Annotated in this window: 11 protein-coding genes; 4 read left to right on the top strand and 7 right to left on the bottom strand. The window is 64.5% G+C overall.

The genetic code is table 11. The features are described 5' to 3' along the window. Nucleotides 1-201: 201 nt before the first annotated feature. Both P3R38_RS02150 and P3R38_RS02145 read left to right on the top strand, forming a co-directional pair. Nucleotides 202-1,608: an adenosylmethionine--8-amino-7-oxononanoate transaminase gene (locus P3R38_RS02150; protein WP_027907943.1), complete on the top strand. Its 1,407-nt coding sequence runs from the start codon at nt 202-204 to the stop codon at nt 1,606-1,608. 58 nt (nt 1,609-1,666) lie between these two features. Then, complete coding sequence (locus P3R38_RS02145; protein ID WP_186598249.1) at nt 1,667-2,386, top strand: 16S rRNA (uracil(1498)-N(3))-methyltransferase; 720 nt, start codon at nt 1,667-1,669, stop codon at nt 2,384-2,386. Here the strand turns inward: P3R38_RS02145 and P3R38_RS02140 are convergent. The 7 genes from P3R38_RS02140 to P3R38_RS02110 all read right to left on the bottom strand — a co-directional run bounded on the left by P3R38_RS02140 (nt 2,383) and on the right by P3R38_RS02110 (nt 12,320). Continuing rightward, nucleotides 2,383-3,000, bottom strand: a complete 618-nt coding sequence (locus P3R38_RS02140) for a hemolysin III family protein (protein WP_023378343.1) — start codon at nt 2,998-3,000, stop codon at nt 2,383-2,385. The two genes, P3R38_RS02145 and P3R38_RS02140, sit on opposite strands and share 4 nt — an antisense overlap. A 114-nt stretch (nt 3,001-3,114) precedes the next feature. Beyond that, entirely contained in the window at nt 3,115-3,588 is a 474-nt protein-coding gene (locus P3R38_RS02135) for a chemotaxis protein CheW (protein WP_023378341.1), read from the bottom strand. After that, a complete protein-coding gene (locus tag P3R38_RS02130; protein WP_277686784.1) occupies nt 3,581-8,872 on the bottom strand; it encodes an Hpt domain-containing protein in 5,292 nt (1,763 codons plus the stop codon). The genes P3R38_RS02135 and P3R38_RS02130 overlap by 8 nt, the downstream gene beginning before the upstream one ends. 10 nt (nt 8,873-8,882) lie before the next feature. Beyond that, the gene (locus P3R38_RS02125; RefSeq protein WP_277686783.1) at nt 8,883-10,943 is read right to left on the bottom strand and encodes a methyl-accepting chemotaxis protein; all 2,061 of its coding nucleotides are present in this window, start codon (nt 10,941-10,943) and stop codon (nt 8,883-8,885) included. An 11-nt stretch (nt 10,944-10,954) separates the two neighbouring features. Further along, the gene (locus P3R38_RS02120; RefSeq protein WP_023378338.1) at nt 10,955-11,509 is read right to left on the bottom strand and encodes a chemotaxis protein CheW; all 555 of its coding nucleotides are present in this window, start codon (nt 11,507-11,509) and stop codon (nt 10,955-10,957) included. Further along, the gene (pilH, locus tag P3R38_RS02115) at nt 11,506-11,871 is read right to left on the bottom strand and encodes a twitching motility response regulator PilH (RefSeq protein ID WP_023378337.1); all 366 of its coding nucleotides are present in this window, start codon (nt 11,869-11,871) and stop codon (nt 11,506-11,508) included. The genes P3R38_RS02120 and pilH overlap by 4 nt, the downstream gene beginning before the upstream one ends. Before the next feature lie 47 nt (nt 11,872-11,918). Beyond that, nucleotides 11,919-12,320: a response regulator gene (locus P3R38_RS02110; protein WP_023378336.1), complete on the bottom strand. Its 402-nt coding sequence runs from the start codon at nt 12,318-12,320 to the stop codon at nt 11,919-11,921. Nucleotides 12,321-12,585: 265 nt separating this feature from the next. Between P3R38_RS02110 and gshB the strand changes: the two genes are divergently transcribed. Together gshB and P3R38_RS02100 are read left to right on the top strand one after the other, a co-directional pair. Beyond that, nucleotides 12,586-13,539 carry a glutathione synthase gene (gene gshB / locus P3R38_RS02105; protein WP_023378335.1) on the top strand — a complete coding sequence of 318 codons (954 nt, stop codon included), beginning with the start codon at nt 12,586-12,588 and terminating at the stop codon, nt 13,537-13,539. A gap of 91 nt (nt 13,540-13,630) precedes the next feature. After that, nucleotides 13,631-14,536 (top strand): energy transducer TonB, encoded by a 906-nt coding sequence (locus P3R38_RS02100; protein WP_104882261.1) that lies wholly within the window; start codon nt 13,631-13,633, stop codon nt 14,534-14,536. The last annotated feature ends 230 nt before the right edge of the window (nt 14,537-14,766 follow it).

Genomic DNA, 14,766 nt, shown 5'->3' with positions numbered 1-14,766 from the left:
CCCTGCCAGCTCAGTGATATCAAGTGCCTTTGCCAACTGACATTTTTGTTTTTGCGTCTCGCCAGCACACGATTTTCAGCACCTTGCCCAAGCGGGCCTGGACGCGCACCTGTCGCCATCTGACGGCAGCGGTTGTCGTGCCCGGCGGCATTGCTTAGGCTTACGCGGTCAAACCAAGCTGCAATGCCAGGAGAAGCGCCGATGGGCCTCAACGATCAGTGGATGCAACGTGACCTGAAGGTCCTGTGGCACCCCTGCACCCAGATGAAAGACCACGAGCAGCTGCCGCTGATCCCGATCAAGCGCGGCGAAGGTGTGTGGCTCGAGGACTTCGAAGGCAAGCGCTACCTGGACGCCGTCAGCAGTTGGTGGGTCAACGTATTCGGTCACGCCAACCCACGCATCAACCAGCGCATCAAGGACCAGGTCGACCAGCTGGAGCACGTCATCCTGGCCGGTTTCAGCCACCAGCCGGTCATCGAGCTGTCCGAGCGCTTGGTCGCCATGACACCGGCCGGGCTCGACCGGGTGTTCTACGCCGACAACGGCTCATCGTGCATCGAAGTGGCGTTGAAGATGAGCTTCCATTACTGGCAGAACATCGGCAAGCCGGCGAAAAAGCGCTTCGTCACTCTGACCAACAGCTACCACGGCGAGACCATCGCCGCGATGTCGGTGGGCGACGTGCCACTGTTCACCGAAACCTACAAGGCGCTGCTGCTCGATACCATCAAGGTGCCTAGCCCGGATTGCTACCTGCGCCCGGAAGGCATGAGCTGGGAAGAGCACTCGCGCAACATGTTCGCGGCCATGGAGCAAACCCTGGCCGAGCACCACCAGACCCTCTCGGCCGTCATCATCGAACCGCTGATCCAGGGTGCCGGCGGCATGCGCATGTACCACCCGGTCTACCTCAAACTGCTGCGCGAAGCCTGCGACCGCTATGGCGTGCACCTGATCCACGACGAGATCGCCGTCGGCTTCGGCCGCACCGGGACGATGTTCGCGTGCGAACAGGCTGGCATACGTCCGGACTTCCTGTGTTTGTCCAAGGCCCTTACCGGCGGCTACCTGCCGTTGGCCGCGTGCCTGACCACAGACACCGTGTACCAGGCGTTCTACGACGATTACCCGACCCTGCGGGCCTTCCTCCATTCGCACAGCTACACCGGTAACCCGTTGGCCTGCGCAGCGGCACTTGCGACCCTGGACATCTTCGAGCAAGACAACGTCATCGAAGCCAACAAGGCCCTGGCCAAGCGCATGGCCAGTGCCACTGCGCACCTGGCCGATCACGCGCATGTCGCGGAAATCCGTCAGACCGGCATGGCCTTGGCCATCGAGATGGTCCAGGACAAAGCCGGCAAGGTCGCCTACCCCTGGCAAGAGCGTCGCGGCCTGAAAGTGTTCGAGCATGCCCTGACACGCGGCGCACTGCTGCGCCCGCTGGGCAGCGTGGTGTACTTCCTGCCGCCGTACGTGATCACCCCTGAGCAGATCGACTTCCTTGCCGACGTGGCCAGCGAAGGTATCGACATCGCCACGCGCGACAGTGTGAGTGTCGCGGTGCCGGCTGATTTCCACCCTGGCTTCCGTGATCCGGGCTGACCTCGCATTTCGCCGCTCCCACCGGGAGATTCGTACCCTCAATACTCCGAGCAGAACCATGAGACTGTCCCGCTTCTTCATAGACGCCCCCCTGAGCCCAGGCGAGCACGACCTGCCCGAAGCGCAGGCCCACTACATTGGCCGCGTGCTGCGCATGGCGGCTGGCGATGCCGTGCAACTGTTCGACGGCAGCGGCCAGGAGTACCTCGGCCAACTGTTGGAGGTGGGCAAGAAAAGCGTACGCGTCAGCCTTGACCAGGCTCTGCCTGGGCAGGCCGAATCGCCACTGCACATTCATCTCGGCCAGGGCTTGTCCCGAGGCGAACGCATGGACTGGGCGATTCAGAAAGCCACCGAGCTTGGGGCGAACGAGATTACCCCAATCGTCAGCGAACGCTGTGAAGTGCGCCTGAAGGACGAGCGCGCCGACAAGCGCCTGGCCCATTGGCGCCAGGTGGCGATCAGCGCCTGCGAGCAATGTGGCCGATCCACCCTGCCGATCATTCACCCTCCCGTCACCCTCGCCGAGTGGCTCAATAGCACCGAAGCCGACCTCAAGCTGGTATTGCACCCGGTAGCAGAGCCTCTGACCCGCCACGCCAAACCGACGCGCCTGGCCTTCCTGATTGGCCCTGAAGGCGGCCTGAGCGAAGCGGAAGTCGACCAGGCAAAAGCCGCCGGCTACCACGCCGCCCGGCTCGGCCCACGGGTGCTGCGCACCGAAACTGCACCGGTGGTGGCGCTGTCGGTGGCACAGCAGTTGTGGGGCGACTTCTAACGCACGTAGAACGACACGGCGATGAAGTGCATCAGGCTGCCGGCGATCACGAACAGGTGCCAGATGCCATGCCAGTGGCGGAAGCGACTGTCGAAGGCGAAGAAGATGATGCCCACGGTGTAGAACACCCCGCCGGCCGCCAACCAGGCGAAGCCGGCGCCACCCAGGCTGCGCAACAACGGTTCGACCGCGACCAGGACGATCCAGCCCATCACCGCGTAGATGACGATCGACAGGATCCGAGCTTCGGAACGCGGCTTGATTTCCTGCAGCATCCCAATCACCGCCAGGCCCCAGACCACGCCAAACAGGCTCCAGCCCCAAGGCCCCCGCAAGCTGACCAGGCAGAATGGCGTGTAGCTGCCGGCGATCAGCAGGTAGATCGAAAGATGATCGAGCTTGCGCATGATCACTTTCGCCCGTCCACGAGTGCTGTGGTAGAGAGTGGAAATGCTGTAAAGCAGCAGCAATGTGCTGCCATAGATGGAGAAACTGACGATTTTCCAGGGGTCGCCCTGCAGGCCCGCTACCACGATCAGCCAGATGGCGCCGATGCAGGCCAGCACAGCACCGACCAGATGCGTCCAGGCGTTGAAGCGTTCACCGTAATACATGCAAACACAGACCTCCTGAGGTGGGCAGGGTTCCTGTCTTGGTCGATTCCGACTCTATCGTCGGCAAGCCGGCTTCTACAACTCGCTGTGTGTAGGGGCCAGCCAAAGCACATGCTAACTGGCGACAGGTTGCAGTTGCGCGTCACGCACCAACCGCTCCAGCGCCACCAGGTCCGGCACCCGCGCCACCTGCTCGCCCACCTGCACCGCTGCCAGCTCCAGGCTGCCCAGCGCCACATCCACATAGTTGAGCTGGCTGTCGAGCTTGCACGAACGGGGAATGTCCTGCAGCAACAACGCCAGGTAACGCAGCCCGGTGTCGCCCAAGGCATTGAGCACGACGATGCGCGCGCGTTCGCCACAGGGGGTTTCGCCGCCGCAGGCCGCTTCGAAACCGATCAACGGCAAGTGCTGCTGGCGCCAGTCGATCCAGCCCAGGTGCCAGGCCAGCGCGTTGCGCTCGCACGGCAGCGAACGTCGGCCAAGCAACTCGGCCACGGCAACGTTGGGCAATACCAAGGTGCGGTCCCCCAGGGGCAGCAGCAACCCGGTCAGGCTGCTGCGCTGGCCTGCGATCAGTTCAAGCATGGGTCTGGCTCCAGTGGGCGATGCTCTGCAACAGGACCGACTCCTGATAAGGCTTGCCGAGGTATTCGTTGACGCCGATGGCCATCGCCCGATCACGGTGCTTCTGCCCAGTACGCGAGGTGATCATGATGATCGGCAGGTCCTTGAGGCGCTCGTCGCGGCGAATGCGGGTGGCCACCTCGAAACCGTCCATGCGCGGCATTTCGATATCCAGCAGCAGCACATCGGGCCGATGCTCTTCGAGCTGGGTCATGGCATCTACACCGTCCTTGGCCGTCAACACGCTCATGCCGTGACGCTCCAGCAGGCGGCTGGTGACCTTACGCACGGTAACCGAGTCGTCCACCACCATCACCAGCAGCGCCCGTCGTGGCGCGGGGCCAAATGCCTGGCGCTGCGCATCGCTGCCTCCCGGCAGGCGTGCCAGACGCCGTTGCTGACCACGCAGCTGGCCCAGCAGGTCAAGAATCAGCACCACGCGGCCGTCACCGAGCAGGGTCGCACCGGACAGCCCCGCCACTGCGGCGAACTGCGGGCCCAGACTCTTCACCACGATCTCACGGCTGGGTGACAGGCTGTCGACCTGGATGGCGAACGATTGCTCCTGGGAATGAACCAGCAAGACCGGCAGGGGCACGCTCTGGCCCAGCAAGCTGGGCCGCGGCACGCCCTGCAGCAACTCGCCAAGATAACGCAGCTCGTAGGCATGGCCGGCGTACACATAGCGAGGCGAACTCAGTTGGTAGCAGGCATCGAGTTCCGCTGGCGGCACGCGGACGATACCTTCGATGGTATTGAGCGGAATGGCGTACTGCTCTTCCCCCAGGTGCACCATCAGAGCGCGGTTGATCGACACCGTGAACGGCAAGCGAATCAGGAAACGCGCGCCCTTGCCTTGGGCCGACTCGATGCTCATCGAGCCGCCCAGCTGCTTGACCTCTTCATGGACCACATCCATGCCCAGTCCGCGCCCTGAAATCTGGGTGATCTTCTCGGCCGTGGAAAAACCTGGGCGCAGGATGAACTGCAGGATTTCGTGATCGCTCAATTGTGCTTGCGGGTCCAGCAACCCGCGCTTGATCGCTTTGCGCCGCACCGCCTCCAACGGCACACCGGCACCATCGTCGGTCATTTCGATGACGATGTCGGCGCCTTCGTGCAGCAGGTTCAGGTGAATGGTGCCCTGCTCCGGCTTGCCAGCGGCCAGGCGTGCCTCACGCGACTCCAGACCATGGTCCACGGCATTGCGCAGCATATGTTCCAGGGGCGCTACCATGCGCTCCAGAACGCTGCGATCCAGTTCGCCCTCGGCATTGCCGACCACCAGCTCCACCTGCTTGCCCAGCTCGGTCGCCACCTGCCGTACCACTCGCTGCAAGCGCGGCACCAGCCGCTCGAACGGCACCATCAGGGTCGCGGTCAGGCCTTCCTGCAACTGGCTGGCTACCCGTGCCTGCTGCTGCAGCAGGCTGTAGGCCTCCTGGGCGCGCTGAGCCAAGGTTTCCTTGAGGTCGAGCAAGTCGGAGGCCGACTCGAACAGTGCCCGCGACAGCTGCTGCAACTGGGAGTGACGGTCCATTTCCAGCGGGTCGAAGTCGTCGTAGGCATCGCCCTCGATTTGCTGACGGCTGGAAATCCGCCCCTGGGTCTCGATGTCCAGGCGCAGCAGTTGATCGCGCATGCGCTCCAGCGTGGTTTCCATTTCGTTCAACGCGAACTGCGCGTCGTTGACCTGCTGCTCGATACGCCCGCGAATCACCGAATGCTCGCCGGCCAGGTTACCCAGCTCATCGAGCAACTCGGCATCGACCTTGACCATATCGCCCGCTGCCCGCTCGGGCGTCGTGGCGGGCGCTTCGGCCGGTGTCGCGTCGGCCGGGGCCTGGCCGGCAGCGCTGTCGGTCAGGGCCGCACTGCTGAAGTTACGGATGTAGTCGATCAGCGCCGTGGCTGCATGCAACGGCTGACCCAGGCGCACGGCATCGAGCATGTGCGCCAGGCGGTCGTGACAGTTTTGCAGCAAGGCGAACAATGGCGGGCTGGGTGGCAGACGCCCGGCGGCCAGCAGTTCGTAGAGGAACTCCAGCTCATGGGCCAGGTCGCCGATGGCCGCGATTTCGACCATGCGTGCCCCGCCCTTGAGGGTGTGCAGGTCACGCAGCAGGTTATCCACCTCGACGCTGCTGCGCGGGTCGGCTTGCCAGCGCGCCAGGGCCTCGGCGGCACTTTCGACGATGTCCGAGCTCTCTTCCAGGAAGACTTCCAGCAGTTCCTTGTCGCCCGGGCTGTCCGCCTCCTCCACAATCGCCTCGCTGCTGGGCGGTGGCGGCGCGTGGCGCACCTCGCGCATTTCGCCCAACAAGTCGACCGCCGAAGACGGCGGCTGGCCCTGGCGCAAAGTGTCGAGCATCTCGCCCAGGGCCGCGTGGCCCCGCCGTAGCAAAGCGATCAACCCGGTACTTGAGCCAAGACGGCGGTCGACCAGGGCCTCGTAAAAAAGGCCAAGCTCCTGGGCCAGCCGCTCGACCGCGCCGACCGCAGCCATTTGTGCAGCCCCCTTGAGGGTCTGCATGTCGTGTTGCAGGGACGAGAGCGTGGAAAGATTGTCCGGTTCCTGACCCCATTGCTCCAAGGCCTGGTCGGCACTGTCGAGGATGTCCCGCGCCTCTTCGAGGAACAGTTGCGCCAACGCCGGGTCTTCAAGGTCCACGGCGGGCGGCAGAGGCTTGACCGAATCGCGGCCCACCAGGCCGGTGGCATCCGGTGCCAGGGCCTCGGCCAGCAGGCTGCGCAACGCATCGATCCGCTCCGGCCTGGCCGTGACCTCCTGCCCCGCCGCCACTTCGTCGAGCATGTCCAGCAGCGCCTCGTGGGCCTGCTGGGCCTGGGCGAAGAAGCGCGCATCCGCAACCAGGCTGCCCTCTTCCACTGCCCCGTAAAGATCCAGCAGCGCCTCGCAGACATCATCCATCTGCCACAGGTCCGCCAAGTGCGCGCCGTGACCGAGGGTGGTCAGTTCATCCAGCAGGGTGTCCAGTTCCTGCCGCTGGCCGGGGTGCTCCTGCCAGCGTGAAAGCAGCGACTCGGCATCGAGCAGGATGTCCATGCCTTGCCCCAGGAAACTGGCGATCAATTGCGGATCCCGTTTGCTTCGACGCCCATGCTGGGGGTCTTCATGCAGCGTGGCCAGGCGCTCGTCCACCCTTTGCCCGACCTGCTCTATCAATTGCGCCGCACCGGCAATGGCCGCCAGCGGCGTACTGCCGAGCTGGGCCAGGCCAAGGTGGAACAAGGTGCGCGCTGCTTCCAGCCATTGCAGCTCGGCGACTTGCAGCGGCAACTGATGCCCCTTGTATTCACGAACCAGCCGGTCGAATGCGGTGGCCAGCTCGGCGATCGGCATGACACCCGCCATGGCCGCGCTGCCTTTCAAGGTATGCAAGGCACGCTGCAGGGCATCGCTCACGGGGGTGTCGTGGCCGGCCGCCTCCTGCAGGAAGCTGTCCAGGCAAGCCAGGTGCCCCTGTGCCTCGTTGCGGAAAATGTCCAGTAGTTGCGGGTCGAGACCCTCGACCTCGGTGCTGGCAGGTGCATCGTTCTCGGCCAGCACGTGCAGGTGACTCGCCAGCTGTTCGATTTCGGTCAGTTGTGGCAACTGCCCTGCCGCAAAGTCGGCCAGCAGGTCGGGCAGGTGAACGAATACCCGCTGCAACGTCACCACGGCCTCCGGCACCAGCGCGATGCGCCCTTCCAGCACGCGGTTGAGCAAATGCTCGGCGCCCCAGGCCAGCTCCGCTACCGCCTCGGCATGCACCATGCGCCCACTGCCCTTGAGCGTGTGCAGGGCGCGGCGCACTTCGATCAAGGCTTCACGCAGGTGGTTGTCGGCCCGCCAGCGCAACCAATGCCGTTCGATGTCCGGCAGCAATTCGCCGGCTTCCTCAAGGAACACCTGGCGCAGTTCGTCGTCGATGCCGTCGCTTCCCGCCGACGAGTCGGCGCCAGTCTCGACCAGCGTGCATTGCACCCCCAATGCCGCCAGGCTGGCACGGGCCATGTCGATGAAGGGCTGGCCATCGGCCAATGGATCGGCCACCCGCCATTGCAAGTAGCACTCAGCAGCGCTCAGTGCTTCGGCCAGGTGCGAGAGCTCGTCCGCTGGCGGTTCGACGTCCAGGTGCTGCAACCACCCCTGGACGTAACTTGCGCAGCCGGCAAACACCTCGGCGGCAACCGGCAGCATGAGCATCGACAACGCGCCGCGCACCTGCTGCAGCAAGCCTGGCAGGGGCTGCAGACGTTGCCGGGGCCAGCCGGATTCCAGGCAGTCACCGATCAGGTCCTTGGCCTGCTGCACCACTGACAGCGACTCGCTCAGCACCAGCTGTCGGATTTCGGCCAGGTCCGAGCCAGGCAGCCCGCCCTGGCCGCCTTCCTCCAGCGGCCCGACCATGCCGTTGAGGGTGGCTTCGACGTACAGCAACGCGCCCGCCACATCCATCAGCACGGCGTCATCCGCTGCACGCTCGCCGAGCGCCAGTGCCTGCAGGGCCAGAACCTGGTCGATGATCACCCGTCGTGGTTGCTGGAAACCTAACACCGCCAAGGTGTCCGCGACATGGCGCAGGGGCGCCAGCAAGTCTTCCAGTTGCTCGCTGTGCTGACGGTCGCCACGCACGAAATGGTCCAGGCGCTCTTTGATGCGCATCAGGTCATCGCACAACGCCGTCACCACCGAGCGCAGGGCATCGCGCCCTGGCCCCGCCTGCATCTGCTCGCGCCAGTTGCCCAGCGACAGGTCGAGGTTGGCGAGGTCGTCGGCCCCGGCGAAGCGCTCGGCGGCGCCGCCGATCAGGCTGCCTTGGGCCAGCGGGCCTACACCACGGCAGGTGCGCAGTTGGTTGAGCAAGGGCAACATCACCAAGGGCAAGTCGTGGCGCGCACCGCGCAACCGCTCCAGATAGGAGGGCAACTGCTCCAGGCCCCGGAACACCGCGCCCAGGCACTCTCCTCGTGGGCTGACCTGGCCTTCGGCCAAGGCCCTGGCCAGTAGCTCCAATTCTTCAGCCAGGTGGGCCGCGCCCCGCAATTCAAGCATGCGCAAGCAACCATGAACCTGGTGCAGGTTATCGACGACGAACGCCAGTATCGACAGGTCGCCCGGTTCCCCAGCAAAGCGCTCCAGCGCCTGGCGGGCCTGACCAAGGCAATCGAGGATGGCTGCCTTGGTCCAGGCCAGGGCAACCGTATCGTGACGTTCGGGGGTGACTGCGGCAGACGCCATGGACAACTCCTCAGCGTGGCTCGGCAGGTGCCGGCAAGGTGAAGCCGGACACCGAGCGACGCATCTCGCTGGCCATGCGAGCCAGGTGGCGGATACTGTCGGCGGTCGCCCCAGAGCCTGCGGAGGTCTGCGCGGTAATTTGCTGGATCACCGCCATGGTGTGGGAAATCTGACCAGCCGACGACGTCTGCAACTGGGCGGCATCGGAAATGCTGTGGATCAGCTCGGCAAGGTTCTGCGACACGCCTTCGATCTCAGCCAGTGCTACCCCGGCATCCTGCGCCAGGCGCGCGCCGCGCACCACTTCGGCGGTGGTCTGTTCCATCGAGATGACCGCTTCGTTGGTATCGGCCTGAATGGTGCGTACCAAGGCCTCGATCTGCCGCGTTGCCGAGGAGGAGCGCTCCGCCAGGCGCTGCACCTCGTCGGCGACCACGGCAAAGCCGCGACCGGCTTCGCCCGCCAGCGATGCCTGGATTGCCGCGTTAAGGGCAAGGATGTTGGTCTGGTCGGCAATGTCGTCGATCAGGCTGACGATATCACCGATCTCCTGGGAGGACTCGCCAAGCCGCTTGATCCGCTTGGCGGTGTCCTGGATCTGCTCGCGGATGTTGTCCATGCCGTTGATGGTGTTGTGCACCACCTCATTGCCTTTGTTGGCGATGGCCACCGACCGTTCGGCTACCTTGGCCGACTCGTAGGCATGGGCCGATACCCGGTCGATCGACTCGACCATGTCGCCCACCGCCAGCGACGCCTCGCTGATCTGCTCGGCCTGATGCTCCGAAGCCTTGGCCAGCTGGCGCGCGGTGTTCTGGGTGTCCTGCACCGCCGCGGCGACCTGTTCGGCGCTGTGGTTGATGGTCGCGACCAGATCGCGGAGCTGGTCCACGGAATAGTTGATCGAGTCGGCGATGGCGCCGGTAAAGTCCTCGGTCACCGACACCGTCACGGTCAGGTCGCCGTCGGCCAGTTCTTCGATCTCATCGAGCAGGCGCATGATCGCCTGCTGGTTGCGCTCGTTCTTTTCTGCTGTTTCCTGCAACTGCCGATGCGTTGTCCGCACCATCACCAGGCCGATCAGGATGATCGAGGCCAGTGCAAGCAGACCCAGCACGTAACCGCCGACGGTGTCGAGGGTCCGCCCACTGGCCAGGTTCTCGAAGCTGTTGGCCAGGTGCGAGGCCTCGTCCAGCAAAGTTTGCGAGAGGCTGAAGATGTTGCTGGCAGCCTCGCGCACGCGGAACAGCTCGGGCGAAGTTTCAAGAATTTCGTCCACCGAACCGGCCACGAACTGGAACAGCTCGGCAATTTCGGCCAACCGCGCCCGCGCATCGGCGTCCTCCACGCGCGTGACCTGAATCGCCGGGTTGCCCCCGAGCATGCCTTCGAGCACCTGCCCGAACCGGCTGGCATCGCGACCAAAGGCGTCGGCAGCCTGGGCGGCCGTGTCATCACCCGCCAACACCGTGTTGACCGAACCGAGAATACGTTCGGCCAGCAACAACTGGCGCTGGGCGACCACCACCTGGTTGGCCGGGGCGCCGCTCTGCAGCAGGATCTCCACGACTTTTTCGTACTCGACCTGCAACTGCGGCACGGTCTCAGCCAGGGTTGCCGCTACCTGGTGCAGCGACAACACGGTCTGCTCGCTGGCCAGGATGGTATCGGTGTTCTTGCGCAGGTTTTCCCAGTCCTGGCGCACCGCCTCCATCTCGTCGCGCACCGCGACAGGCGCTGCAGGCAAGCCAGTGGACCTGTCACCTTCGCGCAGGTAGCTCCAGCGCCGCTCGAAGTCGTTGCGTGCATCGGACAGCAGCTTGAAAGCCAGGGCCTTGCCGGCGGCCGCCTCGGTGGCGTTCTTGGCGATGCGTTGGGACAGCACGCGCAACTCGCCAGCATGACCAATGTACTGCTTGTCGTGGTTGGACTGGGTGTTGAGGTAGGCGAAATTGGCGAACAGCAGGATGATCGACAGAATCAACACCACGAACAACACGGTGATCTGCGCGCTGCTGCGCGTGCGCTGGGTCACTGGGGGCGGAGTGACACTGGTGGCCGGCTTGTTCACGTTCGAAGGTCCTATAACGCCACATCGAGAAAGCCCGGGGCCTGGGCCAGGGCGAAGGGGCTGAAAATCGCCCAGTTGCGCTCGCGGGGGAAATGCCCCTGGACGAAACGCGTCGCAGCACGCAGCAACGGCTGGGGCGGCGACAGTTCAAGGCTGCTCAAGGCGAAGTGCTGCAGGCCCAGCACCTCGTCGACCAACAGCCCAACGAAGAGGTCTTCGTGGTCCAGCACCAGGACCCGACGCTGCTTGCCCGGAGCCGCCGGGCCGAGGCCGAAAAAGCTGCTCAGGTCCATGACCGGCAGCAACCGGCCACGCAGATTGGCCACACCGCATACCCACGGCTGCACGCCCGGCACCCGACTGCTGCGCGGCTCACGCAGCACTTCGGCGACTTCGCCCATGGGTGCTACGAACCATTGTCCGGCAATGCGAAAGCCGATGCCGCTCCACTGTTGCAGGCGGGTATCCTGCGGTGGCTGGTCAGCCACCAGCAAACGGCAGCGCCGGTCTATGTCCAGCAACAGCTCGAAAGCGGTGAGCGACGCGCCTTGCGGACGGGTGGTCAAGCGCCCAGCACCTCTTTGAGCTTGGCGATCAGTGCGTCTTCTTCCACGGGCTTGGTCAGGAAGTCACGGGCGCCCTGGCGCGTGGCCCAGATGCGGTCGGTTTCCTGGTCCTTGGTGGTGACCACGATCACCGGGATGGCGCTGGTTTCCGGGTCCTTGCTGAGCTGCCGGGTAGCCTGGAAACCATTCATGCCTGGCATGACGATGTCCATCAGCACCGCGTCGGGCTTTTCCTGGCGGGCCAAGGCGACACCATCGGCACCGTTGTTGGCCTTGAGCACCTGGTAGCCGCGTTTTTCAAGCCACTCGGTCAATCGGTACATCTCTGTCGGCGAATCGTCGACAATCAGAACTCGGGCCATGCTGGTTCCCCATCAGGACAATGAAAACGGCGCCATGGCGGGCGCGATCAGGGTGCGTGTTGTTCGGGCGCGGCGAAACCAGGGACATGCGCCCTGATCGCGTCGAGCAGCTCTTCCTTGCTGAAGGGTTTGGTCAGGAACTGGTCCGAGCCGACCACCCGGCCGCGAGCCTTGTCGAACAGGCCATCGCGGGACGACAGCAGAATGACCGGGATGTCCCTGTAGGCGCTGTTGTGCTTGATCACGGCGCAGGTCTGATACCCGTCCAGACGCGGCATCAACACATCGACGAAGATGATCTGCGGTTGGTGGTCGACGATCTTGACCAGGGCATCGAAGCCGTCGCTGGCGGTGATCACCTCGCAGCCCGCTTCGCCGAGCAACATCTGCGCGGTGCGGCGGATCGTGCGTGAATCGTCGATCACCATCACCTTCAGGGGTTGTTCCATAAATGCCTACCAGTGGAAGTTAGCTGCAAGTGGTGCGGCCATCGCCGGCAAGCCGGCGCCTACACGGTGAGCGCAGGCTTGCCGGCGATGGGCTGTGCGCCCGCTGCGACACAGACGCCACAAAGTGCTTGCAGCTGCACTTTTAGCATACTCCGCAAGGCCATTCCATCTGCCGCGCCCCTTGACCAGCCGCGTTCCCGGCGCCACCCTGAGCCACTTTTCTTTCGATCCATCGCGGCCTCGGGCCGCCAAGAGGAACCACCCCATGAGCGTTCGCCTCGGCATTGTCATGGACCCCATCGCGTCCATCTCCTACAAGAAGGACAGTTCGCTGGCCATGCTGCTGGCCGCCCAGGCCCGTGGCTGGAGCCTGTTCTACATGGAACAGCGTGACCTGTACCTGGGTGCTGGCCAGGCCCGTGCGCAGATGCGCCCACTGAAGGTATTCGCCGACCCGGCCCGCTGGTTCGAGCTGGGTGAGGAGCAGGACAGCGCGCTGACCGATCTGGACGTGGTGCTGATGCGCAAGGACCCACCCTTCGACATGGAGTTCGTCTACAGCACCTACCTGCTGGAGCAGGCCGAGCGTGACGGCCTGCTGGTGGTCAACCGCCCGCAAAGCCTGCGCGACTGCAACGAAAAGCTCTTTGCCACGCAATTCCCGCAGTGCATGGCCCCGACCCTGGTCAGCCGTCGCGCCGACATCCTGCGCAAATTCGCGGCCACCCATGGCGACGTGATCCTCAAGCCGCTGGATGGCATGGGCGGCACTTCGGTATTCCGCCACCGCCCGGGCGACCCCAATCTCTCGGTGATCCTCGAGACCCTGACCCAGCACGGCGGCCAGCAGATCATGGCCCAGGCCTACCTGCCCCAGATCAAGGACGGCGACAAGCGCATCCTGATGATCGACGGCGAGCCGGTCGACTATTGCCTGGCGCGCATTCCGGCCAGTGGCGAAACCCGTGGCAACCTGGCCGCCGGCGGCCGTGGCGAAGCCCGCCCGCTGACCGAGCGCGACCGCTGGATCGCCGCCCAGGTGGGCCCGACCCTTCGAGAGAAGGGCCTACTGTTCGTCGGCCTGGATGTGATCGGCGACTACCTGACCGAAATCAACGTCACCAGCCCGACCTGCATCCGCGAGATCGATGCGGCCTACAACACGGACATCGGCGGCAAGCTGATGGACGCCATTGATCGCCAGTTGAAGACGCGCTGACCGCCGACACGCGGCAAATACGCGGAGTGGGGTATGATGCCGGTCCTTTACAACTGACCTGCTGCCCCGCCCCGCGGTTGCTGGATACCTGATGACGCTGCCTGCCGACATCCCCGCCGACCTGCTGCCACCCCGCGTTCGCCCGGTGGACCGGCTTGGCTTCACCCTGTTCCTGGCTGCCCTGGTTCACCTGGCGCTGATCCTTGGTGTGGGCTTCAGCGCCGTCGAACCGGCGCAGATCCGTCACACCATGGACATCACCCTGGCCACCTTCAAGAGCGAGAAGCCGCCGGAGAAGGCCGACTTCCAGGCACAGAACGACCAGCAAGGCAGCGGTACCCTGGACAAAAAGGCGGTCCCGAAGACCACCGAGGTTGCACCGTTCCAGGACAGCAAGATCAACAAGGTCACCCCTCCTCCAGCGGCGAAGCCTGACGTGGAGCCACCACCGGCGCCGCAAAAATCCGCAGTGGCCACCAAGGCGCCCAAACCGCAGAAGGTCGAGCCCAAGCCCAAGGAGAGCAAACCGCAGCCCAAGCCTGCGGTGCCCGCACCGGACTTCGACAGCTCGCAATTGTCCAGCCAGATCGCCAGCCTCGAGGCCGAGTTGTCCCACGAGCAGCAGCTGTATGCCAAACGCCCGCGCATCCACCGGCTCAACGCGGCCTCGACCATGCGCGACAAGGGCGCCTGGTACAAAGAGGAGTGGCGCAAAAAGGTCGAACGGGTGGGCAACCTCAACTACCCCGAAGAGGCGCGCCGGCAGCAGATCTACGGCAACTTGCGGATGATGGTGTCGATCAACCGCGATGGTTCGCTGTACGAGGTGCTGGTGCTGGAGTCATCCGGACAGCCAGTATTGGACCAGGCAGCGCAACGAATCGTGCGGCTGGCTGCGCCGTTTGCGCCGTTTACCGGGGATCTGGCGGAGTTCGATCGGCTGGAGATCATTCGGACCTGGCGATTTGCCCGTGGGGACCGGCTGTCCAGTAATTGATCGAGAGGGTACGGTCTGGGGCTTGTGGTGGGGCGTGAATCGAGCGCCGCTCGCGCTGCGCATCGCGAGCAAGGCTCGCTCCTACGCTTTGTTCGGGCCGGTCACGCCAGCGTAATTAGCACCCGCCCCTCCCCGTAGGAGCGAGCCTTGCTCGCGATGCGCCGCACAAGCGGCGCTCAATCCCACAAACGCCAAAAACCTCCCGACATACAGAGCACCTTGTCAGTCTC

The sequence above is a fragment of the Pseudomonas sp. NyZ480 genome (assembly GCF_029537255.1).
Lineage (GTDB): Bacteria > Pseudomonadota > Gammaproteobacteria > Pseudomonadales > Pseudomonadaceae > Aquipseudomonas > Aquipseudomonas taiwanensis.
Note: the sequence above shows the minus strand (reverse complement) of the source record. Positions and strands in the feature narration are given on the sequence as shown.

Excerpts from the sequence above, each read along its gene's own strand:
- pilH (WP_023378337.1), bottom strand. The coding sequence starts at position 11,871 with ATGGCCCGAGTTCTGATTGTCGACGATTCGCCGACAGAGATGTACCGA.
- P3R38_RS02130 (WP_277686784.1), bottom strand. The coding sequence starts at position 8,872 with ATGGCGTCTGCCGCAGTCACCCCCGAACGTCACGATACGGTTGCCCTG.
- P3R38_RS02145 (WP_186598249.1), top strand. The coding sequence starts at position 1,667 with ATGAGACTGTCCCGCTTCTTCATAGACGCCCCCCTGAGCCCAGGCGAG.
- P3R38_RS02100 (WP_104882261.1), top strand. The coding sequence starts at position 13,631 with ATGACGCTGCCTGCCGACATCCCCGCCGACCTGCTGCCACCCCGCGTT.
- P3R38_RS02150 (WP_027907943.1), top strand. The coding sequence starts at position 202 with ATGGGCCTCAACGATCAGTGGATGCAACGTGACCTGAAGGTCCTGTGG.
- P3R38_RS02110 (WP_023378336.1), bottom strand. The coding sequence starts at position 12,320 with ATGGAACAACCCCTGAAGGTGATGGTGATCGACGATTCACGCACGATC.
- P3R38_RS02135 (WP_023378341.1), bottom strand. The coding sequence starts at position 3,588 with ATGCTTGAACTGATCGCAGGCCAGCGCAGCAGCCTGACCGGGTTGCTG.
- P3R38_RS02140 (WP_023378343.1), bottom strand. The coding sequence starts at position 3,000 with ATGTATTACGGTGAACGCTTCAACGCCTGGACGCATCTGGTCGGTGCT.
- gshB (WP_023378335.1), top strand. The coding sequence starts at position 12,586 with ATGAGCGTTCGCCTCGGCATTGTCATGGACCCCATCGCGTCCATCTCC.